At 28.3% G+C, this 25,732-nt stretch carries 24 protein-coding genes and 7 tRNA genes; 17 read left to right on the forward strand and 14 right to left on the reverse strand.

Going from position 1 to position 25,732, the window contains the following annotated elements:
- Positions 1 to 24: 24 nt before the first annotated feature.
- The 5 genes from JRV97_RS09705 to JRV97_RS09725 all read right to left on the reverse strand — a co-directional run bounded on the left by JRV97_RS09705 (position 25) and on the right by JRV97_RS09725 (position 6,769).
- Positions 25 to 975 (reverse strand): ABC transporter permease, encoded by a 951-nt coding sequence (locus JRV97_RS09705; RefSeq protein WP_280998434.1) that lies wholly within the window; start codon positions 973 to 975, stop codon positions 25 to 27.
- Positions 972 to 2,006, reverse strand: a complete 1,035-nt coding sequence (locus JRV97_RS09710) for an ABC transporter permease (RefSeq protein WP_407081591.1) — start codon at positions 2,004 to 2,006, stop codon at positions 972 to 974. The genes JRV97_RS09705 and JRV97_RS09710 overlap by 4 nt, the downstream gene beginning before the upstream one ends.
- Before the next feature lie 16 nt (positions 2,007 to 2,022).
- The gene (locus JRV97_RS09715) at positions 2,023 to 3,567 is read right to left on the reverse strand and encodes an ABC transporter ATP-binding protein (protein WP_407081592.1); all 1,545 of its coding nucleotides are present in this window, start codon (positions 3,565 to 3,567) and stop codon (positions 2,023 to 2,025) included.
- Positions 3,568 to 3,735: 168 nt separating this feature from the next.
- Entirely contained in the window at positions 3,736 to 4,827 is a 1,092-nt protein-coding gene (locus tag JRV97_RS09720; protein ID WP_280998437.1) for a BMP family lipoprotein, read from the reverse strand.
- 4 nt (positions 4,828 to 4,831) lie between these two features.
- Positions 4,832 to 6,769 carry a hypothetical protein gene (locus tag JRV97_RS09725; RefSeq protein ID WP_280998438.1) on the reverse strand — a complete coding sequence of 646 codons (1,938 nt, stop codon included), beginning with the start codon at positions 6,767 to 6,769 and terminating at the stop codon, positions 4,832 to 4,834.
- A 267-nt stretch (positions 6,770 to 7,036) separates the two neighbouring features.
- Here JRV97_RS09725 and surE point away from each other — a divergent pair, with 267 nt between their 5' ends.
- Genes surE through JRV97_RS09750 form a run of 5 tightly spaced genes read left to right on the forward strand, consistent with a single transcriptional unit; the run spans position 7,037 to position 10,470 of the window.
- On the forward strand, positions 7,037 to 7,813 hold the full coding sequence (surE, locus tag JRV97_RS09730) for a 5'/3'-nucleotidase SurE (RefSeq protein WP_280998439.1): 777 nt from the start codon (positions 7,037 to 7,039) through the stop codon (positions 7,811 to 7,813).
- A complete protein-coding gene (def, locus tag JRV97_RS09735; protein ID WP_280998440.1) occupies positions 7,797 to 8,327 on the forward strand; it encodes a peptide deformylase in 531 nt (176 codons plus the stop codon). The genes surE and def overlap by 17 nt, the downstream gene beginning before the upstream one ends.
- The gene (gene fmt, locus JRV97_RS09740) at positions 8,324 to 9,268 is read left to right on the forward strand and encodes a methionyl-tRNA formyltransferase (protein WP_280998442.1); all 945 of its coding nucleotides are present in this window, start codon (positions 8,324 to 8,326) and stop codon (positions 9,266 to 9,268) included. Before def ends, fmt begins: the two co-directional genes overlap by 4 nt.
- A gap of 1 nt (position 9,269) precedes the next feature.
- Positions 9,270 to 9,485 (forward strand): hypothetical protein, encoded by a 216-nt coding sequence (locus tag JRV97_RS09745; protein ID WP_280998444.1) that lies wholly within the window; start codon positions 9,270 to 9,272, stop codon positions 9,483 to 9,485.
- A gap of 1 nt (position 9,486) precedes the next feature.
- Complete coding sequence (locus JRV97_RS09750) at positions 9,487 to 10,470, forward strand: lysylphosphatidylglycerol synthase transmembrane domain-containing protein (RefSeq protein WP_280998446.1); 984 nt, start codon at positions 9,487 to 9,489, stop codon at positions 10,468 to 10,470.
- A 46-nt stretch (positions 10,471 to 10,516) separates the two neighbouring features.
- Here JRV97_RS09750 and JRV97_RS09755 read toward each other — a convergent pair.
- Positions 10,517 to 10,604, reverse strand: a tRNA-Leu gene (locus JRV97_RS09755).
- A 306-nt stretch (positions 10,605 to 10,910) separates the two neighbouring features.
- Here JRV97_RS09755 and JRV97_RS09760 point away from each other — a divergent pair.
- From JRV97_RS09760 to JRV97_RS09795, 8 genes are all read left to right on the forward strand, one after another.
- Positions 10,911 to 11,084 (forward strand): hypothetical protein, encoded by a 174-nt coding sequence (locus tag JRV97_RS09760; protein WP_280998448.1) that lies wholly within the window; start codon positions 10,911 to 10,913, stop codon positions 11,082 to 11,084.
- A 5-nt stretch (positions 11,085 to 11,089) separates the two neighbouring features.
- Positions 11,090 to 11,845 carry an ATP-binding cassette domain-containing protein gene (locus JRV97_RS09765; protein ID WP_280998450.1) on the forward strand — a complete coding sequence of 252 codons (756 nt, stop codon included), beginning with the start codon at positions 11,090 to 11,092 and terminating at the stop codon, positions 11,843 to 11,845.
- A 69-nt stretch (positions 11,846 to 11,914) separates the two neighbouring features.
- Positions 11,915 to 12,003: transfer RNA gene (locus JRV97_RS09770), tRNA-Leu, on the forward strand.
- 23 nt (positions 12,004 to 12,026) lie between these two features.
- A tRNA-Met gene (locus JRV97_RS09775) sits at positions 12,027 to 12,103 on the forward strand.
- A 10-nt stretch (positions 12,104 to 12,113) separates the two neighbouring features.
- Positions 12,114 to 12,190, forward strand: a tRNA-Met gene (locus JRV97_RS09780).
- A 202-nt stretch (positions 12,191 to 12,392) separates the two neighbouring features.
- Positions 12,393 to 12,481: transfer RNA gene (locus tag JRV97_RS09785), tRNA-Leu, on the forward strand.
- A 23-nt stretch (positions 12,482 to 12,504) separates the two neighbouring features.
- A tRNA-Met gene (locus JRV97_RS09790) sits at positions 12,505 to 12,581 on the forward strand.
- Between the two features lie 10 nt (positions 12,582 to 12,591).
- Positions 12,592 to 12,668: transfer RNA gene (locus JRV97_RS09795), tRNA-Met, on the forward strand.
- Positions 12,669 to 12,710: 42 nt separating this feature from the next.
- On the opposite strand, the gene JRV97_RS09800 is transcribed toward JRV97_RS09795, so the two are convergent.
- The 3 genes from JRV97_RS09800 to argF are packed head-to-tail and all read right to left on the reverse strand — an operon-like array spanning position 12,711 to position 15,358.
- Positions 12,711 to 13,418: an HAD family hydrolase gene (locus JRV97_RS09800; protein ID WP_320415413.1), complete on the reverse strand. Its 708-nt coding sequence runs from the start codon at positions 13,416 to 13,418 to the stop codon at positions 12,711 to 12,713.
- On the reverse strand, positions 13,415 to 14,356 hold the full coding sequence (arcC, locus tag JRV97_RS09805; protein WP_280998452.1) for a carbamate kinase: 942 nt from the start codon (positions 14,354 to 14,356) through the stop codon (positions 13,415 to 13,417). Before arcC ends, JRV97_RS09800 begins: the two co-directional genes overlap by 4 nt.
- Positions 14,357 to 14,377: 21 nt before the next feature.
- A complete protein-coding gene (gene argF / locus JRV97_RS09810) occupies positions 14,378 to 15,358 on the reverse strand; it encodes an ornithine carbamoyltransferase (RefSeq protein ID WP_280998454.1) in 981 nt (326 codons plus the stop codon).
- 207 nt (positions 15,359 to 15,565) lie between these two features.
- Between argF and JRV97_RS09815 the strand changes: the two genes are divergently transcribed.
- Both JRV97_RS09815 and rbsK read left to right on the forward strand, forming a co-directional pair.
- Positions 15,566 to 16,666: a hypothetical protein gene (locus JRV97_RS09815; RefSeq protein ID WP_280998455.1), complete on the forward strand. Its 1,101-nt coding sequence runs from the start codon at positions 15,566 to 15,568 to the stop codon at positions 16,664 to 16,666.
- Positions 16,667 to 16,681: 15 nt separating this feature from the next.
- Positions 16,682 to 17,599, forward strand: coding sequence for a ribokinase (gene rbsK, locus JRV97_RS09820; protein ID WP_280998457.1), 918 nt, complete (start codon positions 16,682 to 16,684; stop codon positions 17,597 to 17,599).
- Between the two features lie 86 nt (positions 17,600 to 17,685).
- Here rbsK and JRV97_RS09825 read toward each other — a convergent pair whose 3' ends face one another.
- From JRV97_RS09825 to JRV97_RS09845, 5 genes are read right to left on the reverse strand one after another with little or no spacing between them, the layout of a single operon-like run.
- Entirely contained in the window at positions 17,686 to 18,381 is a 696-nt protein-coding gene (locus tag JRV97_RS09825) for a hypothetical protein (RefSeq protein ID WP_280998459.1), read from the reverse strand.
- A gap of 10 nt (positions 18,382 to 18,391) precedes the next feature.
- Positions 18,392 to 21,073 (reverse strand): DNA polymerase I, encoded by a 2,682-nt coding sequence (polA, locus tag JRV97_RS09830; RefSeq protein ID WP_280998461.1) that lies wholly within the window; start codon positions 21,071 to 21,073, stop codon positions 18,392 to 18,394.
- Positions 21,074 to 21,085: 12 nt separating this feature from the next.
- The gene (locus JRV97_RS09835; protein WP_280998463.1) at positions 21,086 to 21,283 is read right to left on the reverse strand and encodes a hypothetical protein; all 198 of its coding nucleotides are present in this window, start codon (positions 21,281 to 21,283) and stop codon (positions 21,086 to 21,088) included.
- Positions 21,284 to 21,302: 19 nt separating this feature from the next.
- The gene (dtd, locus tag JRV97_RS09840) at positions 21,303 to 21,755 is read right to left on the reverse strand and encodes a D-aminoacyl-tRNA deacylase (protein WP_280998464.1); all 453 of its coding nucleotides are present in this window, start codon (positions 21,753 to 21,755) and stop codon (positions 21,303 to 21,305) included.
- 2 nt (positions 21,756 to 21,757) lie between these two features.
- The gene (locus tag JRV97_RS09845) at positions 21,758 to 23,914 is read right to left on the reverse strand and encodes a RelA/SpoT family protein (protein ID WP_280998466.1); all 2,157 of its coding nucleotides are present in this window, start codon (positions 23,912 to 23,914) and stop codon (positions 21,758 to 21,760) included.
- Between the two features lie 139 nt (positions 23,915 to 24,053).
- On the opposite strand from JRV97_RS09845, the gene fabG reads away from it, so the two are divergent.
- Both fabG and JRV97_RS09855 read left to right on the forward strand, forming a co-directional pair.
- Positions 24,054 to 24,803, forward strand: a complete 750-nt coding sequence (fabG, locus tag JRV97_RS09850; protein WP_280998468.1) for a 3-oxoacyl-[acyl-carrier-protein] reductase — start codon at positions 24,054 to 24,056, stop codon at positions 24,801 to 24,803.
- A complete protein-coding gene (locus JRV97_RS09855) occupies positions 24,803 to 25,732 on the forward strand; it encodes a radical SAM protein (protein WP_280998470.1) in 930 nt (309 codons plus the stop codon). The genes fabG and JRV97_RS09855 overlap by 1 nt, the downstream gene beginning before the upstream one ends.

Here is a 25,732-nt window from a genome sequence, read left to right on the forward strand (position 1 = left end):
CGGCATATCAAATGCCGGATTTGATTATTCTTTTTCGTATGGGACACCATCTGCTGCTGGTGGTCTTGTTTTACCGACAAATCCACTAACAACAATTATTGTAATTACAAATGGTAATAAGTTAAGTAAAGCTTTCATTTCTGGTGGTATATCAAGAATAGATTGTAATTGAATATTTAAAGCATCAGATGCGCCAAATAGTAAAGCAGCCCACATTGCACCTACTGGATTCCAGTTACCAAGAATCATAGCGGCTAATGCAATAAAACCCTTACCACTTGGCATATTTTCCTGGAATTGACCTAATTCTCCAATACTTAAATAAGCACCTGCAAAAGCAGCTAAAACACCACTCATTAATACACCAAAATATCTAATTTTAAAAACATTAACACCTAATGTATCAGCTGATTTAGGATTTTCACCAACAGCTCTCATTCTTAATCCTAAAGGTGTTTTATATATTAAGAACCAACTTAATGCAACAGCTATAAATGCTAGATAAACAAATATACTCATTTCATCAAAAATTTGACCAAAAAATGGAACATCTTTCATAAAAGCCAACTTAACTTTTGGAATTTTAGCAACAAAGTCTGTTTGTCCAGAATGACCAAATATTGGTTCCATTAAAAACGCAGATAAACCACTTGCAATAAGAATTAAAGCAGTTGCACTAACAATTTGGTCAGCACTCCATCTAATGGAAACATATGCGTGTAACCAGGCTAACATTACACCAGCTATAATAGCACCCAAAAGTCCTAACCAGGGATTACCTGTATAAAATGTAAAAACAACAGCTGTAAAGGCACCAATTTTCATAATACCTTCTAAAGCAATATTTGTTACACCAGTGACTTCACTGAAAACGCCACCAAGAGCTGCAAAAATCAATGGAGTAGCACTCATCAACATTAATTTATAAAAAATTGGAGTTGAGAAACTATAAAAAACAGCCTGGAATATATTCATTTAGATTCACCACCTTTAGGAGATGAAAATTTCAATATAAAGGTTCTAACTATTCTATCAGCAGCAACAAGGAATATAATAATACCTTGAATTATAGTAACAATATCATCTGGAACTTTAGCAAATTGCATTGCATTTGAGCCTGTTCTTAAAGAAGAAATCAAAAATGCAGCAAAGATAATACCAATAGGATTATTTTGACCAATTAAAGCAATAGAAATACCATCAAAACCTTTACCACCACTAAAATCACCAAAAATTCTATGATGAATTGCCATAACTTCCATCGATCCAGCCAATCCTGCTAAAGCACCACTAATAGCCATAGTTAAAACAATATTTTTACTTAAAGATATTGCTCCTGCTTCAGCAGCATAAGGATTAAATCCTACGGCTTTAAGTTCATAACCAGTTGTTGTTTTTTCTAACAATATATAAACTAATATTGCAGCTACAATTGAAACAATAATACCTGAAGGTAATGTTGTAGCTTGTACAGTCATTAAAGGTGGTAGTTGAGCACTTTGTGCTATTTCTGGTGATTTAGGAACTCCTTGACCTACAGCTAATGGGCCAGCTACAAAATAATTTGTTAAATAAACAGCTATCCAGTTAAGCATTATTGTTGTAATAACTTCATGAGCACCAGTTGTAGCTTTTAGATAACCTGCAATAGAAGCCCAAAAAGCACCACCGAGGATACCAGCTAACATTGTAATAGGTATAGCAAATACAGGTGAAACTCCTCCTAAATTAAGACCAACGATTGTTGAAAAAATCGCTCCCATCATCAACTGACCTTCAGCACCTATATTAAAGATTCCTGCTCTAAAACCAAATCCAACAGCTAAACCTGTTAAGACAAGTGACATCATTTTGGAAATATTAGCAGCCAAGGCAGCTTTACTGCCAAAAGCACCCTGTAACATTACCCAATAAGCACTTAAAGGATTTTTACCTATTAAAAGTATAACAATTCCAGCAATAAATAAAGCTATTATTACAGAAGTAACAGGTACTAAAATATTCATTGCGTTTTTTGAGAGTTTATTTTTCAATTGGATCCCCTCCATGTGCCAACTTTTCTTCAAGTTTGATATCTTCTAATTTATGTCCAGCCATCATTAATCCAAGTTCTTCGATTGTTACTTCATCTGGTTTTACTTCACCCATTATTTCTCCTTCGTACATTACAATTATTCTATCAGAAAGAGATAAAACTTCCTCTAATTCCATTGACACCAATAATACCGCAACATCTTTCTCTCTTAAATTTAATATTTCTTTGTGAACATACTCAATTGCTCCAACGTCTAATCCACGTGTAGGTTGGGCAATAACAATGAATTCTGGATTAAAGCTTACTTCTCTTGCAATAACAACTTTTTGTTGATTACCTCCTGATAAATTACCAGTTGGGATAGTTCCATCAGCAGGTCTTACATCAAATCTTTTTATCAATAATTCTGCATTTTTATTGATAACTTTATGGTTCAAAAAGCCATTTTTTGCAAAAGGTTCTTTATAATGTTTTCCAAGAATTAAATTATAATAATTAGGGTACTCTTTTACCATGGCATATTTGTACCTATCTTCTGGAATATGTCCTATATTTCTTTCCCTTAATTCTCTAACAGTTTTTTTAGTGACATCCTCACCATTATATATATATTTACCTTTTTCTATTTTTCTTAAACCTGTTAAGGCTTCTACTAATTCAGTTTGTCCGTTACCGGCAACACCAGCAACGCCTAAAACTTCACCTTTTCTTATTTTAAAACTGATACCTCTTACAGCATCTAAGTTTCTGTTGTCTTTTACCCATAAATTATCAATTTCAACAGCAATATTGCCAGGTGTTTTTTCACTTTTTTCGACTCTTAATACAACTTCTCTACCAACCATCATGTTTGCTAATTCTCTCGCATTTGTATCTTTAGCAGCAACATTACCGGTAACCTTACCTAATCTCATAACAGTAATATTGTCACTTATTTCCATAACTTCATGTAGTTTGTGCGAAATAAATATAATTGTTTTTCCATCTTCTTTTAGTTTTCTAATAATTCCAAATAGTTCTTCAGTTTCTTGAGGAGTTAAAACAGCAGTAGGCTCATCTAAAATAAGAATTTCAGCACCTCTATATATGGTTTTTAATATCTCAACTCTTTGTTGCATTCCAACAGGAATATCTTCAATTTTTGCATCAACATCAACAAACAAACCGTATCTTTCTGAAAGTTCTTTAACCTCTTTTCTAGCTCTTTTAAGATCAAAAACCATACCATTTTTCGGTTCTGAACCTAGAACAATATTTTCCGCAACTGTTAATGTATCAACTAACATAAAATGTTGGTGAACCATACCAATACCAGCTCTAATTGCATCACCAGGACCTTTAAATACTTTTTTTTCACCGAAAATGTAAATGTCTCCTGATGTTGGTGTGTATAATCCATATAATTGATTCATAAGAGTAGATTTTCCGGCACCATTTTCACCTATAATTGAGTGGACTTCTCCCTTTTTAACTAAAAAATTAACATGATCATTAGCTAAAACTTTTGGGAATTGCTTTACAATATCTTTCATTATAACAGCATATTCCTTTTTATTTATGGAAGATAAATCTATACTCAACTTTTACACCTCCTAACATTAATAGCTTATAAATATCGAAGAACTTCAATATTTACAAACTATTAATGTTTTAAATTTATAAATAAGGCGGGATTACCCCGCCCCTAAATTTAGATTTAATTAGAATGGAAATTCAATATCTGCTGAGAAATTATTTAAATCATTTTCATTGTCAGGAACAATTAATAATCCAGATTTGATTGCATAATTTAAGTATTCGATTTCAGCTAATATTCTTGCAGGAACTAAACCTTTTGTATATTTCATTTGAGATAAACTTACACCATCTTCTAATGCACCTAATACTTGTAATCCACCTTTGAATCTGTTTCTGTATGCATCCCTTACACCATAATATGATGCATTGTCAACTCTTTTTAAAGCACTTGCTAATACATAACCTGGAGCCATGTAATCTTGATCTGAGTCAACACCAATTGCAAAGTAACCTTCGCCTTTTTCAAAGTATTTGTCGATAACTGTAGCTAAATCTGCGTTTGCATCAATTCCGTATAATTTTAATGATTTTTCTTTTGCTGCATCAATAACACCATTTCCACAAGCACCAGCTGCTGCAAAAATAATATCTGCACCTTCAGCATATTGTGCTAATGCCATTGATTTACCTTTTGCTGCATCAGTGAATGATTCTGTATATCCTACAACAACTTCTACATTTTCACCATAAATATCATTATAAGCCTTTACACCAGCAATGTAACCATATCTAAATCTTTCAACTGGAGGAATAGCAATACCACCAATGAAACCAACTTTTCCTGTTTTTGTCATAGCTGCTGCTAAGTATCCTACAAAGAATGCTGATTCTTGTTCTTTAAATAAATATAATTGAACATTTTTAGGAACTTTTCCGCCTTCTGGAGGAGCAATATCAATACCAATAAATTTTGTTGCTGGATATTGTGGTGCAACGTCAAATAAAGCATTACTCATCATGAATCCAACAGCAATAACAACGTCGGCTTCTTTTGCAGCGTTAGATAAATTGTCAACATAGTCACTTTGTTCTTTTGATTGAATAACCTGAACATCAATACCATATTTATCTTTTGCTTTTAAAATTCCTGCCCATGTTCCATCGTTAAATGATTTGTCACCTAAACCCCCTACGTCAGATACCATAATAACCTTGAATGCAAATGAAGAAACTACTAATGCCATCAATAAAACTAAAAGTACAGCTTTCTTCATAACCTTACCTCCCTTTATAGAATTTGATAATTTGTAATCCGCTTAAAGCGGTAAATAATAACATTAATAAACCAAAGAATATATTTATACTAAATGTTTGAGCATTTAAAACAGGATATTTAAATTCTGATAATATGTGAATTGTATGAGGTTTTACAAATGCTAATAAAGATGCTATTGTCATTATTGCTAATCCTGTTAATTTAAATAAAAGTTTTTCGTTTAGATAGAAATATAAAAATCCTAAAACTAACAATAATAAAATTTTCGTTCCCCAATCCGAAACAAGTGGTTTTATATTTATAGATTCATTTATTTTAGATGAAAAAACTGAGAGTAAATTTGGTTTATAATTGGTCAAAATACTTGATTTTATTAATTTTGTTTCTAAATTTGCTTGGAATAATGTTTTAAATTTATCATCGGAATATTTTAAAATATTTGCAGTATGAGTGTTATAAGTTTTTAAGCCATTCTCTATGTTTTTCACTCTTTTTTGAGAATTCTTCTCAAATTCTTCTAAAACCTTCCTCAAGTTATCAGTTAATTTATTATAAACTCCGTAATTCTCAAGATATAAACCTTCTTTTAATAAGTCGATTCTAACTTTTCCATCTTCATAATTTAAATAATCTAAAATTTTATTTTTTCCAGAATCAACTAAAAATTTTTTTAGAGCAGAATTGTATATATACTTTATATCTGAATATTCTGCTGATAATTGTGAATCAATATAAGCAACATCTTTATGCACAAAAGAATATGGATATAATAAAACATCATTAAGTAATGTTTTTTGCATTATTGAATCATGAAAATCAGGATTATTTTCCATTCTTATTTCTCTAATATTATTAAAAAGAGGTATATTCATCAATATTAATATTATTACAATTAGGGAAATATTTACTATTCTTTTTGCTAAAGATATATTTCTTCCAAATGCTTTAAAGAACATAGTAATTAATATAAGTGCAAAAGCTAGAAGTAAGAATGCACCATAGATAAATGATGTAATCATATCTTTTGAGAAATTATAATAATTTAATATATAAATAGATTCACTAATTACGATACCAAAGAATAACCATTTATACAAATCTTTTTTCTTTAAAAAGAAAATTACCAAAATCAAAGCCAAATACACAATAAATCTAATCCATTCTTTACTTTTTTTAACTTCAGCATTGCTTAAAAAAATGTTTATTATTTTTTGAGTATCATTTTTTATGGTACCTGGTACAAATGATAAAACTTTAGATGCTAAATCATCTATTTCAATTTCTAAATCTTCACCTGTTACACGCATTTTAGAAATTTCTTTTATTCCATCTTCTAAAGTATCTTTATTTTTTGAAATGATATTATCAAAAAATTCATCAGGTTCTCCTTCGTATATGTAATATTCTGGAGATTCCAATTTAGCACGTCTATTTTTCATTTTTGTTTTAGTTAATGATTTATTAGGAGAATCTTTTACCAATCCCAAAGAATATGCAATAGCATTTTTAATATAAAGGAATCCTGTGTCTTGTAAATAAGATGAGTATTCTTCTAATGCCAGATAAAAGGCAGGTAAGGACCTAACGGTTTCTTCGGTTAAGTTTTTCCCTGCTAAATCACTTTGAACATAAGCAAGAAAACCAGCAAATGCAATTTCTTCTTCTAAAGAATTAAAACGATGTTCTTCAGCTATTGAGGAAAGATGTTTTGGAATATAAGAAGGTCTATCGGTATATTCAGCACTTCCTACCATTTGAGTTTTATAAAATTTGTACAATCCCATGTTTTTTAATTCGTCAAAAAACCATTTAAAATTTTCTGAATGGCTTGTATATTCATTGATATACTTAACATAATCTGTTTTTATATTAGCCATATTAAGTGAAAATATACTTAAAGCTATGAGAAAGAATACAGTCATTACTACAATCTTTTTCACAAAAGCACCTCCTAAAAAATTCAATTACTATAATTATTATATCATAAACCTCAAAAAAACGCACAAGGATATTATCATATTTTTTTTTAAATTTCAAGACAGATAAATAACAGTTTTAATTAAATTTATGGCATTAATTTTATCTGAACATATTTCTTCAAAGTTTAAAGCAACTAATCCTCTTTTTTAAACTTTGAATGGTATAATATAATAAAATAGGATAAAATCAATTAAATTTTTCACAAATTGTAAACTTGAGGTGATATTGTGAATATTCTTGTTACAAATGATGATGGGATTATGGCACCAGGAATTTTTATTTTAAAAAAAGAGCTGGAAAAAAAACATAATGTTTATATTGTGGCGCCAGATATTGAAAGAAGTGCTACAGGTCATGCGATTACTATTAGAAATCCATTATGGGCAAAAAAAATATTTTTAAATAATGAATTTTTAGGCTATGCGGTTAATGGAACTCCGGCGGATTGTGTAAAATTAGGATTAGAGGCTATATATAATAATATTGAATTTGATATTATAATAAGTGGTATAAATAAAGGGCCAAATTTAGGGACTGATTTGTTATATTCTGGAACTGTTTCTGGTGCTTTAGAAGGATCCTTGAATGGTTATCCGGCAATAGCAATATCTTCAGCAAATTATCAAAATCCAAATTATGAAACAGCAGCAAAATTTATTTCGGATTTTTTAGAAAATCCAGATTTTATTGCTATGCCAGATTTTAGTGCTTTGAATATAAATGTTCCTAATGTTGAATATTCGGAAATAAAAGGTTTTAAGATTACCAGGCAAAGTAAAAGGAGATATAAAGATTATTTTGAACCTAGAAAAGATCCTTATGGGAATACATATTATTGGATGTTAGGTGAAATAATTGAAGATGATAATGAAGAAGATTCAGACTATTTTGTTTTAAAAGAAAATTATGTATCGATAACACCAATAAAATCATTTTTAACAGATTTTGAATATATGAAAAAATTAAAAAAAATTAAGGAGGATAAAAATGGATTTAAAGGTTAGATTGATTGGAGATCCAGTTTTACGAAAAAAAGCCACTAAAATTGAAAAAATAGATGAAAGCTTTTTAGAATTATTAGAGATTATGACAAATATGATGTATAGAGAAGATGGGGTTGGATTGGCAGCTCCGCAAGTTGGGATAAGTAAAAGATTTTTTATAATGGATGATGGAAAACAATTAAGGAAAGTTATTAACCCAGAGATAATAGAATTTTTAGGTGAAGAGAGTACTTTTGAAGAAGGGTGTTTAAGCATTCCTGGTATATTTTTAAACGTAAAAAGGCCTGAGGGAGTAAAAGTTAAATATACAAATGAAAATGGTGAAATAATAGAAGAAGAATTACATGAATATACTGCTAGAATTTTTCAACATGAATATGATCATCTTGAGGGTATATTATTTATTGATAAAGTGAGCACAGCTTCTAAAGCTAAGGTGAAAGGTAAAATTAAAGAATTAATGAAAGAGGGAAAAAGAATAGCCAAAGAATTAGGGGAAGTTGAAATAAAATGAAAATAGTGTTTATGGGGACACCGGATTTTGCGGCTATTCATTTGAGAAAATTAATTGAAAAAGGTTTTAATATTGTTGGAGCCTTTTCTCAACCTGATAAACCTAAAGGAAGAGGGAAAAAAGTTCTTCCAACGCCAGTTAAAATAGTGGCTAGTGAACATAATATTCCTATTTTTCAACCCAAAAGTGTAAATTTAAAATCAGGATTCGAAACATTAGAAAGTTTAAATCCTGATATAATAATTACTGTAGCCTATGGTAAAATTCTAAAAGCAAAAGTAATTAATTTACCTAAATATGGGTGTTGGAATGTTCATGCATCTTTATTACCAAAATATAGAGGAGCTGCTCCTATACAAAGAGCAATTGAAAATGGAGAAACCAAAACAGGCATCTCTATTTTTAAAATTGTCGAAGAGTTAGATGCAGGACCTATTGCATATGTTAAGGAAACACCAATTTATTTAGAAGATAATTTTGAAAGTTTGTATAATAGATTAGCAGAAATTGGAAGCGAATCTTTAGTAGAATTTTTAAGCAATTTTGAAAAATATACTGAAAAGTTAATTTACCAAAATGATAATGAAGCAACTTATGCAGCTAAAATTAGTATTGAAGACACATATATTAATTGGTATGATACTAATGAAAAAGTATTTAACAAGATTAGAGCTTATGATCCTATTCCTGGAGCTAAATCAGAAATTAATGGACAAATAGTTAAATTGTTTCATGCATCTTTGGATAGCATGCATAATGATTTTCCTGGAAAAATCTTAAAAATTGATAAAGATGGTGCTGTGATTGCTACAGGAAATGGAACTGTTAAAATCAAAAAAATACAATTTCCTGGCAAAAAAGCTATAAATATTTTTGATGCATATAATGGAAGAAAAATAAATGTTGGAGATATTTTAAAAAATATAAAAAGGGGTGAATGAAATGGCAGAGACATTTAACATGTATATGATTAAAGGATATAAAACAGAAAAAGATGCAGAGGTTATCGAAGAAGTTTTAAAAAGTATTGATGGAATAATCAAATTTAAAATCGAAAAGGCATTTGGAGCAGTAGAATTGACTTATGATGATGAAAAAGTCACAAGAGAAGAGATTAGTAATAAATTAAAAACAAAAGGTTTTGAGTTAAAATACTAACATGAAAAAAAAATATATATTCAGTTTTTTATTTGCATTTATAGCAACACTTACAGTTTTTATTCTAATTTCAGGGATAAAAGGATTTACAAGTAGTATCCAATCTTTTTTAGGATACAATTATTTATTTTTATTTTTAGGTCTGTTTATAATAACTATAAAATGGATTATTGAGAGCTTAATAATAAAATTATTATTAAATAATATGTTATTTAAACATTCTTTAAAATTTACCCTTATTGGACAATTTTATAGCTATTTAACTCCATTTTACACTGGTGGTCAACCATTCCAAATATTATATATATCTAAATATGGAATTGATCCAGGGCAAGCTACAGCAATGATACTTTTTAAAACATTCATTTTTCAAATAAATATGGCATTGTTGGGTTTGATAGCGGTAATATATTCTATTTATCATTTTTCATATACTGTAACCATAGGGATCACATTAGGAATATTGTTGAATTCACTAGCCATTTTTTTAATATTATTTTATGTGATTAATCAAAAAGCTGCTATAAATACGACGTTGTTTTTTGTAAAGTTTTTGAAAAAGATAGGATTATTAAAAAATCCAGAAAAGCATATAGATGAAATAATATTTAAAGTAAAAACATTCATTGATGTATTTAGAATGGAATCAAGAAAGATATTTAAAATGATTTTTATATTTGTTTTAAGTGTAATTCAGTTTTCATGTTCATTTTTAGTATTACCAATAATTCTAAAAGGTTTTGGTAAGAATATATCATTGAAAATAGTATTTAAGTCGTTAATCACTCAGGTAACTTCATCAATTGTTCCTACGCCAGGTACTTCGGGAGGTGCTGAAAGTATTTTTTATTTATTATTTTCGGATATATTATCTCCTGAGAGAATAAGTTCATCACTTATATTATGGAGATTAACAACTTATTATTATGTTTTGCTAGTAGGCGGAATAGTAGTATTACTCAATCATAAATATAAAAAAGCATAAATCAAGATATAAAAAAAAGGAACCGCTACGGTTCCTTTTTTCATTATGGTGCCGAGGGCGGGACTTGAACCCGCACGGGATAAATTCCCACATGGCCCTCAACCATGCGTGTCTGCCGATTCCACCACCTCGGCAAGCCTTAGATATTATACAATAACTTTTATTTTTTGTCAACTACTATTTTGAATATTGAGATGAAAAATATTTTACTTTTTAAATATAATATTTTTTGATATGTTATTTTTTATATCAATAAAGAAAAACTAATTGAATATTTATTTTTTATTCATATAGATGAAATTATATTCAAATTTCTTTTTTGAAAAAAATTTAATAAAGACTAAAATCATAAAAAATTTACAAAGTGTGTTGGTAAAATAAATATTTTTTCAAAATCATGTATATATTTTTGTATTATTATTTATTAAGGAGGTGTTTTGATGGAATATAAAAATGCTAAAATAAATACATTATCCCAGTATGATTTTTTAAAAGAAATAAAAAAAATTGAGGATGAAGAAGAATTAAAGGATTTTACTAAAAAACGTTTCTTCAATTCCATTCAAAACGTAAATGCAAAAAGTAAAAAAGAAGAATTAAAAAATAATGGGTGAAATATATGATTTATGAAGAAGATAAGCCAATAATTGAGGTAAAAGATTTTTCATTATATATGAATAATATAGTAGTATTAAAATCCATTAATTTGAGATTATATAATAATGAGTCGGTTTTGATATATGGTGAAAGGAATTCAGGAAAATCTGCCCTTCTAAGGGCATTTGTGCATTTAAATGAAGAATTGTTTAGTAATGTATATGGAAAAGGAGATATAAAATATAGAGGAAAAGATGTTAGGGAACAGGAAAAAAAATATTTAAGAAGCAATATTACTTATACAGAACCACAATATTTGCAAAATTTAAATTTTATTTCGTTAAAGGAATTATTAAAAGTATCATTAGGTATAAGTCCACATGCATTATCTTATGATCACATATCTTTATTAAAAAAGTTAGATTTGATGAATAAATTTGTAGATTTAAAAAGCTTAAAATATTATAATGATTTGTCTAATTGGTCAAGTGCGGATAAATTGTCGTTGTTAATTTTTATATCTTTAGCAAGAAATCCTAATATTTTTATGTTTGATTCTATTTTGGATCATATTGATGATGTTTTGTTAAAAAAAATAAAAGATGTTATAAGCGATATAAACCAAAATAGAGTATTAATATTTGCTACAAGAAATCTTTTTAGATACCTTGATATATGTAATAGAATTATTGTATTAAAAGAAGGAAAAATTATTTTTGATTCAACACCAAAAGAATTTATTATTAACTTTAAACAAGATAAATTTAGAAACTTGTAACTAAAAAGGTATTGACAAAAAAGATAAAAAATGATAAAATAATCACGGTTGAAATAACCGAAGAAGGTTGCCGAGGTGGCGGAATTGGCAGACGCTGCGGACTTAAAATCCGTTGGGTGGAGACACTCGTGTGGGTTCAAGTCCCACCCTCGGCACCATTTTTATTTTCTCTACTACGCGGTGCGGGGTGGAGCAGTCTGGTAGCTCGTCGGGCTCATAACCCGAAGGTCGTAGGTTCAAATCCTGCCCCCGCTACCATTTTTTTTATGGCGGCGTAGCTCAGTTGGCTAGAGCATGCGGTTCATACCCGCAGTGTCAAGAGTTCGAGTCTCTTCGCCGCCACCAGTAAAAAAGAGCAGTCTTTTGACTGCTCTTTTTTACTTATTCCTATTTTTAATTTCTTTATATAAATTTTTATACTATATAATGATGGTTATAATATTTAGAAAATACCAATAAATTCATAAGGAATTTGTAACTAAAAAGGTATTGACAAAAAAGATAAAAAATGATAAAATAATCACGGTTGAAATAACCAAAGAAGGTTGCCGAGGTGGCGGAATTGGCAGACGCTGCGGACTTAAAATCCGTTGGGTGGAGACACTCGTGTGGGTTCAAGTCCCACCCTCGGCACCATTTTTATTTTCTCTACTACGCGGTGCGGGGTGGAGCAGTCTGGTAGCTCGTCGGGCTCATAACCCGAAGGTCGTAGGTTCAAATCCTGCCCCCGCTACCATTTTTTTTATGGCGGCGTAGCTCAGTTGGCTAGAGCATGCGGTTCATACCCGCAGTGTCAAGAGTTCGAGTCTCTTCGCCGCCACCATAAAACAAAAAAGAGAAGCGATTTGCTTCTCTTTTTTGTTTTTTATAAGATATCTTTCCACTTATCTTTTTCATTTACATGAATAAATTTAATTCCCGCTTTTGTGCTTGCTTCATCAAAAACAGTATCTCCTATCATAATACAATCTTTTGGATCAATTTTCAATTTATTTATAATTTCAATAAAAAATTTTGGATTAGGCTTACAATAATGAGAGTTCTCCATATATGAAACATATTCAAAATCATTAAAAGTCATATCTATGAAATTAAGTCTTTTTTCTACAGCGATTTTTGGAAATACAGGATTAGAAGCAAAAATTAGTTGGTGTTTAGATTTCTTAATGAATTCTAATAACTCATCATTTGGCTTTATAATTTTATTTAATTTTGGAAATTCATTTTTATAAAAATTTATAAATAAATCATACCAATATTCTTCTTCTTTTCCACTTTTTTCTGCCATTATTTTGAGATAATAATCTAGATTATCTGTATCTTCATCATTCTTTTTTATAAGTTCAGATGTTGCTTCTAAAATAGTATTGATAACGTTTTTATCCTGAATTTTAGAATATTCCAAAAATGATGTAAAATAATATTTTTGGAATTCTTCTTCTGGATTTTTTATTAAAGTACCGTCATAATCTAAAAATATATAAATAATTTCACCTCCAAATAAAAAGGTCTGGATTGTGGGGAGAGGGAGAGATTCACAATCCAGACAATGGTTTGTTTTAAATTTTATTATGGTATGATTTTTGTTCCTGTTTTACCTTCTAAAGCATCTTTTAATTTTTCCATATCAGTAATTAAAGCTGGTTTACCTGAATCTTTTACAAATGAGATACAAGATTCTATTTTAGGCAACATACTACCTTTTGCAAAATGACCTTCTTCAATGTACTTTTCTGCTTCGGCAATTGTAATAGTATCTAAAGCCTTTTGGTTAGGTTTGTTAAAATTAAGATAAACTTTTTCTACTGCAGTCAAAATGATAAATTCATCAGCATTTAAAATTTTTGCTAACAACGCAGAAGCTCTATCTTTATCTATAACGGCTTCAACACCTTTAACATCACCGTTTTCATCTATTATAACTGGTATTCCGCCTCCGCCACCAGCTACAACAATAACATCATTTTCAATTAAATCTTTTATTGTATTTTTTTCTATTGCATCTAAAGGTATTGGTGAAGGAACAACTCTTCTCCAACCTCTACCAGCATCTTCTTTAAAAATCCAACCTTTTTCTTCCATCATTTTTTTAGCATCTTCTTCATTGTAGAAAGGACCCACTGGTTTTGTTGGATTTTGGAATCCAGGATCATTTTTATCAACAACTATTTGTGTAACTACTGCAGCAACATCTCTTTCGATTTTTCTTTCTTTTAGAACATTTTTTAATTCTTGAACAATCATATAACCTAAATATCCTTGAGTCATTGCTCCTAATACATCCATTGGAAATGGAGGTATAGTATTTTTAGCAATATCCTGCTGTAATAACAAGTTACCAACTTGAGGACCATTTCCATGTGTAATAATAATGTCATAATCCATTTCTATCATATCAGCTAGATATGAAGCAGTAACTCTAATGTTTTTAAACATGTTTTCTGCTGTAGGTTTTTCTCCAGGTCTATTCATTGCATTTCCGCCTATAGCGACGACTGCTAATTTTTTCATTTCGTTCCCCCCTGTCGTATTTTATAAGGTAGCTACCATAATAGCTTTTATTGTATGCATTCTATTTTCTGCTTGATCGAATACTTTTGAATGTCTGCTTCTAAATACTTCATCAGTTACTTCTCTAATGTCTAATCCTCTTTCTTTTGCTTCTTTTGCAACTACAGTTTCAAAATCATGGAATGAAGGGAGACAATGTAAGAAAATAACATTTGGATTTTCTGTTCTTTTAATTAAATCCATATCTACTCTATAAGGTGTTAACAATTCAACTCTTTCAGGCATTTTATCTTCTTCACCCATTGATACCCATACATCCGTATAAATAACATCTGCATTTTTCACACCATCTAAATCAGATGTATATTCAATTATTGCTCCTGTTTCTTTTGCTGTTTCTAAAGCTTCATTCATCATTTCATCTGAAGGTTTTAATGATTCAGGTCCAACAGCAACATAATGCATGCCTAATTTTGCAGAAATTCTCATTAATGTATTAGCTACGTTATTTCTTGTATCTCCAATAAATACCACTTTCATTTGATTTAAAGGTTTATGTACATATTCCATCATTGTCATAACATCAGCTAAACCTTGTGTTGGGTGTGCTTCATCAGTTAATCCATTCCATACAGGAACACCTGAATATTTTGATAAATCTTCAACAACTTTTTGTTTAAATCCTCTGTATTCAATTCCGTCATACATTCTTCCTAATACCTTAGCTGTATCCTCAATAGATTCTTTTTTACCCATTTGACTATTAGTTAAGAAAGTAACGTGTGCACCTTCATCTAATGCAGCAACTTCAAAAGCAGTTCTTGTTCTTGTAGAAGTTTTATCGAAAATTAAAACTATATTTTTTCCTTTTAAAGTTTCTGTTCTGATTCCTGCTCTTTTTTTAGATTTTAAATCAAAAGCTAAATCTAATAAATATTTTATTTCTTCTGGTGTGTAATCCTTTAAAGACAATAAACTTCTTCCTTTTAAATTAATAGGCATATTAATCTCCTCCTTTTAATTATTTGAACTTGACAATGTTTATTATACATGTTGTTTTTAATTTCTCAAAATGAAAAATTTTTGAAAAAATAGCCAGTATGAAGAAAATTTCATGATTATTCCTTTTTATTATAAGTATCCGTAAGTATAATTGAGTATGCTTGGATATACATATTTATGTTATAATAAACATGAGGAGTTGATAATATGAAAAAAATATTATTATTTATTATATCATTAATTTTTGTGTTTTCATCATGTATTAAAATAATTCCTAAAGCAGAAGATACCAATTTTTCTGATTTAACCCAAGATCAAAAAGAATTGTTAATAAGATTAATTGCTACTGGATATAATAAAGGTGGGAATTATAAATTTGATGAATTAAAAAATTTAGCAAGCACTACTGATTATGATGATAGAATTTTAAATAATTATAAATATTTTATTGGAATTACAGATGTAATGCCTACAAAAACTATAGAGTTAAAAACTATTCCAAATGATGATGAAAGAATTAAGGAGTATATTAAAAGCATTATAAATAAATTTAAAGATAATGGGGAGTACAATAATAATTCAGATGATAATTTTTTCATAGATGCATTTAATGAATATATTCCAGTAAATCCTTTAAGAAAGGATAGAGATTTTAGTTATTTAAATCCTAAAATCAAAAATAATTTTATGAATGAGGATGAGTTAATAAATAGAGTATATAATTTAATTTATAGAGATTATAATAATAATTATATTTTTAAAAAATGGTATGATAAATATTTTGGAGAAGATTTTTTATCAAGTATAAAAATATATGCAAAATTTTTAGTTGACATGGCTTATACATATACTCATTCAAATGCAGAATTAAATAGAATAAATTATACAAATTCAGAATTATATCCAGAGAAAATTAGTTTAAATCATATTCCTGTTGAATTGTTATTATCTATAATGTATCAGGAATCTAAATTTTTTCCTGCTTCCTTTAAAGCTGAAATAAAAACAGATGATGAAAATATTGAATATATAGATTCTGTATCTTTTGGGCTTACCCATACATTGATAGATTCAGATTATTTATATATTTCAAAAAATTATAATGATATAGGAAACAATAAATTTGAACCATATAATTTTAGTATGATTTCTTGGTATTATTTATATGGTGCAAATCCTTTTAATAATCCAACCGGTGAAGAAACGTACTTTTCCGATTGGGATTTAATAACTATTAGAGGTTCTATTCTATATTCAACTATTTATTTAGATATGCTATATCAAAAATTGATTAAATATATAAAATGATTAGGGGGTCAAAAAATGATAGGTGTAGTGGGTAGTTCAAATATGGACATTGTTTTAACAGTAGAAAAATTTACAAATCCTGGTGAAACGCAAAAAGCTATTTCTCTTGAATATTTTCCAGGGGGAAAAGGAGCAAATCAAGCAGTAACGGCAGCAAAATTGTCAAAAGAAGATGTGTATTTTTTTACAGCATTAGGAAATGATGATTTTGGAAAAAAATTAGCGAGTAACTTTGATAAATTAAATATTAAAGGTTATATTTATACTGATTTGCCTACAGGAAGAGCATATATTGAAGTAACGAAAGACGGTAGTAATAGGATAATAATTTATGAGGGAGCAAATGGTTTTATTACACCTGAAATAGTAGAAAGAAAGCTTGAAATATTAAAGGAGTATAAATATTTTTTATTACAAAATGAAATTCCATTTGAAACTTCTTTGCATATTGCAAAAACCTTAAAATCCAAGAAAAAAGTAATAATTTTTGATCCTGCTCCTGCTCAAAATATAGAAAAAGAAATTTTTAAATATGTTGATTATTTTACGCCAAATGAGGAAGAATTTAAATACTTATCAAATAAATTCTTTAATTTAAATCCAGATGAAAATTTAAAGGAAATATTAAGAAGATTTTTTAATTTTGGTATAAAAAATATAATATTAAAGCAAGGCGAAAAAGAAATAATACTTTATAATAGAAACTCAATTTTAAAAATTCCTGTATTTAAAATTGATAAAGTAATTGATACAACAGCAGCAGGTGATGTTTTTAATGGCGCTTTAGCTGTAGCGTTGGAAGAGGGCAAAAATATTAAAGAGGCAATTCGATTTGCATCTGCAGCAGCAGGAATAACTATAACGAGAAAAGGTGCCCAATCGTCAATTCCTACTAGAGAAGAAGTAGAAGAATTTTTAAAATCAAACAAATAGAGCTGTACAGTTCTATTTGTTTCAATTTATGGAGAAAGATTCTTCATATTTTTCAGATATATTAAACAAATAGGGTCTTTATGACCCTATTTGTTTAATATTGTATATCCTATGAAACCTATAAATAAACCTAATAAAGATAATAAAATATATTTAGTTGCAGTTTTTTTGCTTCGATCAACTTCAAAATCAATTTCTTTAGAAAAACTTCCTTTTTCATTATATACAGTTAATTTATCTTTATAATATCCATCAGGATAATCTATAGGAAAATATAACTCATTTTTCCCAGGTCGTATTTGTTTTTCAACATTTAGATTATTAAATTTTATATAACCATATGTATTTGAATATAAAAGAATTTTTAAAGAATCATTGTACCAGTCATTATTTGGTGATACTTTTTTTGTATAAGAAATTATCTTAATATTTGGAATAACGTCTTGATCCAAACCAAGATTTATTTCTTCATTTTCTAATAAAAATTCATATTTATTGTTTTTATATTCTATAAATATTTTTCCAGAACCAGTAACAAATTTCTGATTTTTTGAATAAACAACAAATTCTTCACTGTTTATTTTTATATTTTGAGGATATGTTTTAAAGAAAAAAGTTATTGTTGAGATAGAAGAGTCATTAATATAACGTAATTTAACATATTGACTATATGTCGTATTCGTACTTCCAAATGTGAAAATAAAACTAAAATTAATACTCGTATAACCTAAAGAAATTATACTAACCAATAACATTATCAAAAATACAAATAGTTTTTTCATTTTTATCGCCTCACTTTGTCCACCTTTCTGATACATTTATATCTACTTTTAGTGGAACATCAAGTGATACAGCATTTTCCATTGTATCTTTAACAATTTTTGAAACTTCATCAACCTTGTCTTTTGGCAACTCTATAACTATTTCGTCATGCACCTGAAGTATCATTTTTGCATATTCTGGTAATCTTTCATTTAATTTTATCATCGCTATTTTCATTATATCAGATGCAGTTCCTTGAATAGGAGTGTTTATTGCTATTCGTTTTAAGTCATTTTTATTTAATCTTAAGCTGTTTAAAAATCTTTTTCTTCCAAAAATAGTTTCAACATAGCCATTTTTTGCTAAATCTGATAAAATTTGTTGTTGATATTCTTCCACTTTTTTATATAATTCGAAATATTTTTTTATAAAAATACCAGCATCATTAATAGAAACACCAGTTCTTTCTGAAAGACCATAGGAAGAAACACCATAAATTATAGAAAAATTAATCATTTTTCCAATTTGCCTCATTTTATGATCTACTTGATTTTCTGGAACATCAAATAATTTTGAAGCTGTTATAGTATGTATGTCTAAGTCATTTTTAAATGATTCTATTAATACAGGATCTTTACTCATATGAGCTAATACTCTTAATTCTATTTGTGAATAATCAGCACTTAAAAGGACATAACCATCTTTTTCGGCTTTTACAGCATTTCTTATCTTTTCTCCTTCAGTTTCTCTAATAGGTAAATTTTGAAGATTAGGATCACTACTACTTAATCTACCAGTTGCGGCACCAGTTTGATTAAAAGAAGTATGAACCCTCTTTGTTTTTTTATTAACTAATTTAGGAATTGATTGAATATACGTGGATAAAAGTTTTTGATATTTTCTATAATCTAAAATTTTTTGTATAATAGGATGATCATTTTTCATTTCTTCTAGTACTTGAGCGTTTGTTGAAAATTGTCCGCCTTTAGTTTTTCTTTTAGGTGTAAGACTTAATTTCTCAAATAAAAGTTCTCTAATTTGTTTTGGGGAATTTGGATTAATATCATATCCAGCTATTTCTCTTATTTCTTGTAATATATTATTTGAAATTTTAGTATATTCTTTCTCTAATTGTTTTAAATATGGTATATCGAAAAATACTCCATTTAATTCCATTTTTGCTAAAACTGGAATTAATGGATTTTCTATATCAAACATAACTTTTTCTAATTCAAATTCATAGATTTTAGGTCTTAAAACATGAAAGAGTCTTAATGTAATATCAGCATCTTCTCCTGAATATTCAGCAACTTTATTTGGGTCAATATCTTTTAATGTATTTGCAAAAAGAGTATTGTTTACAATTTCATCATATTTTATGGTTTCATAATTTAAGTATTTTTTTGCAAGATCATCCATATTAAATCTTCGTGAATCTGGAGAAACTAAATAAGCAGCTATCATTGTATCAAAATATGGAACTTTAAAATCAAAACCGTGTATTTTCATAACAGACAAATCATATTTTAGATTTTGGCCTATTAAATCCTTATTTTTTAATATATTCCATAATTCAGATAATATTTTTATTTTTTTATCGTAAGATTCTTTGGATATATCAATATAATATCCTTTTTTAGGTTCAAAAGCTATAGCTATACCCAAAATTTCAGCTTGATATGGGTCTATAGATGTGGTTTCTAAATCAAATGATATAATATTTTGATTTTCCAATTTTTCGAAAAATTCTGGTAAATCTTTTTCATATAATAATTCATAATTACCCTTTCCAGATAAATCATCTATTTCAGGCAAATTTTCAACTCTAACAAATTTCTTCTCTTCTTTTAATCCTAATTCTTTTAATATGGATCTAAATTCAAATTCATTTAATAATTTTTCCAAATTCTCGTTAAATCCTCTATATATATAATCTTCCCAATTTATTTCTAAAGGAACATCTGTAACGAGTTGAACTAATTTTTTGCTTAAAAATGCCATTTCTTTTCCATTCTCCAATTTGTTCTGAATAGATTTTGTAGTGTTCCTAATATTTTTATATATTTCCTCTAAAGATCCATATTCTTTTATTAGTTTTGTAGCAGTTTTTTCACCTATGCCCTTTACTCCTGGTATATTATCTGCAGTGTCTCCAGTTAAAGCTAAAAAATCTTGTATTTTTTCAGGACCAAATCCATATTTTTCATAAACTTTTTTTATATCATATTCTATAATATCAGTTATCCCTCTGCCAATTCTAAGCATTTTAATATTATCATTTACCAATTGCATTAAATCTTTATCAGAAGATAATATATATACTTGATTAAAATTATTTTCACCTTTTAAAGCTAAAGTAGCAATAACATCATCTGCTTCAACGCCTTCTTCTGCTATTGTTTTTATACCCAATGCATTTACTATTTCCAAAATATAGGGTATTTGATCCTTAAATATTTTTGGAGTTTCAGGTCTGTTTGCTTTATAGCTTTCTAATAATTTATGTCTATAAGTGACTGTCTTTTTATCCATTACAAAAATTATTGCATCTTCATCTTTCAAAACGTATTTTTCTAATATTTTTAAAATCATTTTAGTAACACCATAAATGGCATTTGTAGGAATACCGGATGTGGTTTTAAGATTTTGATCAAGAGCAAAAAAAGCTCTATAAGCAACTCCACTACCATCTATTAAATATAAATTTCTCATATATTTACCCCTCTATTCAGCTCTTACATATTTTTTTGTGCCGTCAGGCATTTTAAATTTTATAACTACCCCTTTTGCAGGTTTTTCTTCCCCTCTATAGAGTTTATGGATGTTTTGTGGAGTAATTCCATATTTTGCACCTTCTGCACTGATATGAGCATCAAATGGATGTTCTGAATATACAAATACTGTTACTTCTACTTCTTTCATATTAACACCTCCAAATTTTTTAAAAAGTTTTTTCTGAATCTAGTAATAAAGTAACTGGACCATCATTGATTAAACTGACTTCCATTTCTGCCTGAAAAACACCTTTTTCTACGTTAATTTTATATTTTTCTTCAATAAAATTTATAAATTTTTCATAATACTCTTTACCTTTATCGGGTTTTGCGGCATTTGAATAAGAAGGTCTTCTTCCTTTTCTACAATCACCATATAGTGTGAATTGAGAAACAACCAATATTTCACCTTTAATATCTAATAAAGATAAATTCATTTTATCATTTTCATCTTCAAAAATTCTTAAATTAAGTATCTTCTCTGCTAACCATTCAATATCTTTCTCGCTATCATTGTGTCCTACCCCTAATAAGACTAAAATGCCTTTATTTATTTTTCCTACAGTTTTTCCCTCGATATCAACATGCGCTTTTTTAACTCTTTGTACGACTGCTCTCAATCTTAACTCCTCCTTACACTATAAACTCCTTTTATGTTTTTTATTGAAGATAATACTCTCATTAAATGTTGAACATCTCTTACGGATAATCGCATTTTTAAATCAATTCTATCAATTTTTCGCGAAGTTTCATACATTTCAATATTAGCTTTTTCCATTTTTATTTTTTTTCTTATTTCATCTAAAACAGATTTATTTTCCATTTCAATGAGTAAATGCGTAACAAATTTAGAGTTTTCGATATCTTCAGTTACCCATGAGACTTTGACAATTCTTGATATAGGAACTTCTTTAATATTCATACAATTTTTTCTGTGAATTCCGATACCTCTTCGGCTAACAATACCAATAATATCATCACCCAAAACAGGGTTACAACATTTTGCAAAATAAACGTCAATACCTTCCTGACCATCCACTATTACACCGATTCCTTTTCTTTTATATGTGATTTTTGGAGATTTGAAAGTTTCTTCAAAAATTTTATTTTCTTCTTCTTTTTTCTCAAAAAGTTTATATATTTCTTTTGGGTTAACATCACCAAATCCAAGTCTTATATATAATTCTTCTTCATTCTTTATTTTATTTTTTTCGCAGAAAGTTTGATTATCTTTTATTTCATGTATTAAATTATCTATAGACATATTTAGTTCTTTAGCGATTTCTCTAAGTTTATCTCTCCCTTTTTCTTCAAGATTTTTTTCATTTTTTAATCTATAATATCTTTTTATTTTATGTTTAGTTCTGGAAGATTTTGCATACTTTAGCCAGTCTATACTTGGACCAGGTGTATTTCTATTAACAATTATTTCAACAACATCTCCGTTTTGTAATTCATAACTTATAGGAACTATTTTTCCATTTACTTTAGCTCCAGCAAAATGATTACCAACATTTGTATGTATAGCATATGCGAAATCTATTGGAGTAGCTCCATAAGGTAAATGAATAATCTCTCCTTTTGGTGTGAAAACAAAAACCTCATGTGCTTTTAGTTCTTCTTCTATTTCATTTAAATTAAAGGCAGATTGTGCAATTTCTTTATGTAAATCCATTAATCGTTTTACAAAGTATAATTTTTTCGCATCAACTCCTTGTTTATAAGCCCAATGTGCAGCTAAACCATATTCACTTTCTTCATGCATTTCCCAATCCCTAATCTGTATTTCTAATGTTTCTCCTTTGTTTGTAATGACAGTAGTATGTATAGATCTATAACCATTTGATTTTGGAACAGCAATGTAATCCTTAATTCTTCCGGGAACAGGTCTCCAAACAGAATGAACAACTCCCATTGCGGCATAACATGCAGTTGGAGATTCTGTTATAACTCTCAGAGCAATAAAATCATATATTTCATCAAAACTTTTATTTTTTCTTAGCATTTTTTCCCAGATGCTATACAAATGTTTTGTTCTACCTTGAAGAGTAGCTTTTATATTATGTTTTTCTAATTGTTCTGAAATTATCTTTTTATATTCTTCCATTCTATCGTGAACATTTTTAACCTTTTCTTCTAATTTTCTTTTTAAATCCTCATAAGCTTCAGGGTATAAATATTTAAAGGATAAATCTTCTAATTCAGCTTTTATTTTATGAATACCTAATCTATGTGCAATTGGAGCATATATTTTAAGAGTTTCCTGAGATTTTATTATTTGTTTTTTATGAGGTACATACTGTAATGTTCGCATATTATGTAATCTATCAGAGAGTTTAACTATAATAACCCTAATGTCATTTGACATAGCAAGGAGCATTTTACGTATTGTTTCAATTTTTTCTAAAGACTTCATGTCAACTTTATTTAATTTTTCGTTTAATTTTAAATTGCTAATTTTAGTAACACCATCAACTATTCTTCCTATATCAAGACCAAATTCTTTATTTATTTTGTCTATAGGTACATCACAATCTTCAACAACATCATGTAATAAAGCGCCTACAATGCTTTCGATATCCATTTTCAGTTTAGCTAATATTTTTGAAACAGCTTTTGGGTGTTCGAAAAAAGGCTCTCCTGAAGCACGCATTTGACCATCATGTGCTTCTTTTGCTAAAAAATATGCTTTTTTTAATAATTCTTTTTCGGAGTTTTCTAGTTTTCTTTCCAAAATACTTTCTATTTCATTAGCATATTCTATAAATTCTAACTCCATTTGGTCACTTCCCTTCATTTCAATTATATCACAAAAGATGATGCTAATAAAAATTTATGATATAATATACGTGTATTATAAGTTCAACTATAAGCGTTGCATAGTATTATTAATATAAAAATTATTAGGAGGGAAATGTATGAAATTAAAAGATAAAGTATGTATAGTTACTGGTGCAAATAGAGGAATCGGAAAGGAAATTAGTAGAAAATTTGTTGAAGAAGGAGCTATTGTTTTAGGATTTGCAAGAAATTTAGAAGCTTTAAAAAATGTAGAAAATGAATTAAATACTTTAAATAAAGGAATGTTCAGGGGTTATAAGGTTGATGTTTCTAATAGCGAGGAAGTAAATAATACAGTTAAAGAAATATTTAAAGAATACAAAAGAATAGATGTTCTTGTTAACAATGCTGGTGTTACTAAAGATATGTTATTATTATTGATGAAAGAAGAAGATTTTGATTTTGTTATAAACGTAAATTTAAGAGGAGTATTTTTAGTTACAAAAGCTGTTGCGAAAGTAATGAGGAAGCAAAAAGAAGGTTCAATTATTAATATATCAAGTGTTGTAGGAATAGATGGAAATATAGGTCAAACAAATTATTCAGCAAGTAAAGCTGGAGTTATAGGGATGACAAAAACATGGGCTAAGGAATTAACCATGAAAGGTGAACAAATTAGAGTAAATGCAGTTGCTCCAGGATTTATAGAAACAGATATGACAAAAGATTTAAATGAAGATTTTAAAGAAGCTGCGTTACAAAGAATATTGTTAAAACGTTTAGGATCACCTGAGGAAGTTGCTAAAGTGGTATTATTCCTGGCTTCTGATGATTCATCTTACGTTACTGGACAGGTAATAAGGATAGATGGAGGTCTTTCATTGTAATGGCATATATTCCAGGTTACATAAGATTATACGAAAATGGTGAATTACATAAAAGAAGAGATTTGTTATATGAAAAATTAAATTCATGTGATTTATGTCCTAAAAATTGCAAAATAAATAGACATAAGAATTTAGGAGTTTGTAGGGTAGGAGATAAAATAAAAATTTCAGAATTTGTTTTGTACAAAGGAGAAGAACCACCATTAGTTGGAGATACAGGTGCAGGAGGAGTCTTTTTTAGCAATTGTGTAATGAAGTGTGTTTATTGTCAAAATTTTAATTTTTCTCAAAAAGGTTTTGGTAAAGAGTTTTCAGTAGAAGAATTAGCAGATAAATTTTTGTGGTTACAAAATGAAAAAAAGGTTCAAAACATAGATTTAGTAACAGCAACTCCATATTTACCGTTTATTATTGATGCTCTAATTTTAAGTGTTGAAAAAGGTCTTAAAATACCAATAGTTTGGAATACTTCTTCTTATGAAAGTATTGAAACCTTGAAATTGCTTGATGGAATAGTAGATATTTATTTAGCTGACATAAGATATATTACAGAATATGCAGCATCTAGGTATTCAAAAACACCTGATTATTGGAATTTTGCAAAAGAAGCAGTTAAAGAAATGTATAAGCAATTAAGAGGAGAATATATTTTTGAAAATGATGTTATGAAAAAAGGGTTAATAATTAGAATTTTAGTATTACCCAATAATATAGATGAAGCAAAAAATGCTTTAAACTTTATTGCAAAATTAGATAAAAATATACTAATAAGTCTAATGGATCAATATGTTCCAGTATACAAAGCAAAAGATTATCCAGAAATAAATAGATTATTGAAAAAAAGCGAATATGAGAAGGTTATTGATACTATGATAGAATTAGATTTAAATGGCTGGATTCAAGAACATAAATTGTTAGAGGGGGATTAA

Source organism: Marinitoga aeolica, from assembly GCF_029910535.1.
In the GTDB taxonomy this organism is placed as follows: domain Bacteria; phylum Thermotogota; class Thermotogae; order Petrotogales; family Petrotogaceae; genus Marinitoga; species Marinitoga aeolica.

Coding starts and splice junctions, on each gene's coding strand:
- polA (WP_280998461.1), bottom strand. CDS start 21,073: ATGAGAAATTTATATTTAATAGATGGTAGTGGAGTTGCTTATAGAGCT.
- JRV97_RS09835 (WP_280998463.1), bottom strand. CDS start 21,283: ATGAAAGAAGTAGAAGTAACAGTATTTGTATATTCAGAACATCCATTT.
- fmt (WP_280998442.1), top strand. CDS start 8,324: ATGAAAATAGTGTTTATGGGGACACCGGATTTTGCGGCTATTCATTTG.
- JRV97_RS09745 (WP_280998444.1), top strand. CDS start 9,270: ATGGCAGAGACATTTAACATGTATATGATTAAAGGATATAAAACAGAA.
- rbsK (WP_280998457.1), top strand. CDS start 16,682: ATGATAGGTGTAGTGGGTAGTTCAAATATGGACATTGTTTTAACAGTA.
- fabG (WP_280998468.1), top strand. CDS start 24,054: ATGAAATTAAAAGATAAAGTATGTATAGTTACTGGTGCAAATAGAGGA.
- arcC (WP_280998452.1), bottom strand. CDS start 14,356: ATGAAAAAATTAGCAGTCGTCGCTATAGGCGGAAATGCAATGAATAGA.
- JRV97_RS09750 (WP_280998446.1), top strand. CDS start 9,487: ATGAAAAAAAAATATATATTCAGTTTTTTATTTGCATTTATAGCAACA.
- JRV97_RS09720 (WP_280998437.1), bottom strand. CDS start 4,827: ATGAAGAAAGCTGTACTTTTAGTTTTATTGATGGCATTAGTAGTTTCT.
- JRV97_RS09715 (WP_407081592.1), bottom strand. CDS start 3,567: ATGAAAGATATTGTAAAGCAATTCCCAAAAGTTTTAGCTAATGATCAT.
- JRV97_RS09825 (WP_280998459.1), bottom strand. CDS start 18,381: ATGAAAAAACTATTTGTATTTTTGATAATGTTATTGGTTAGTATAATT.
- argF (WP_280998454.1), bottom strand. CDS start 15,358: ATGCCTATTAATTTAAAAGGAAGAAGTTTATTGTCTTTAAAGGATTAC.
- JRV97_RS09845 (WP_280998466.1), bottom strand. CDS start 23,914: ATGGAGTTAGAATTTATAGAATATGCTAATGAAATAGAAAGTATTTTG.
- JRV97_RS09705 (WP_280998434.1), bottom strand. CDS start 975: ATGAATATATTCCAGGCTGTTTTTTATAGTTTCTCAACTCCAATTTTT.
- JRV97_RS09710 (WP_407081591.1), bottom strand. CDS start 2,006: ATGAATATTTTAGTACCTGTTACTTCTGTAATAATAGCTTTATTTATT.
- JRV97_RS09815 (WP_280998455.1), top strand. CDS start 15,566: ATGAAAAAAATATTATTATTTATTATATCATTAATTTTTGTGTTTTCA.
- JRV97_RS09855 (WP_280998470.1), top strand. CDS start 24,803: ATGGCATATATTCCAGGTTACATAAGATTATACGAAAATGGTGAATTA.
- JRV97_RS09760 (WP_280998448.1), top strand. CDS start 10,911: ATGGAATATAAAAATGCTAAAATAAATACATTATCCCAGTATGATTTT.
- def (WP_280998440.1), top strand. CDS start 7,797: ATGGATTTAAAGGTTAGATTGATTGGAGATCCAGTTTTACGAAAAAAA.
- JRV97_RS09765 (WP_280998450.1), top strand. CDS start 11,090: ATGATTTATGAAGAAGATAAGCCAATAATTGAGGTAAAAGATTTTTCA.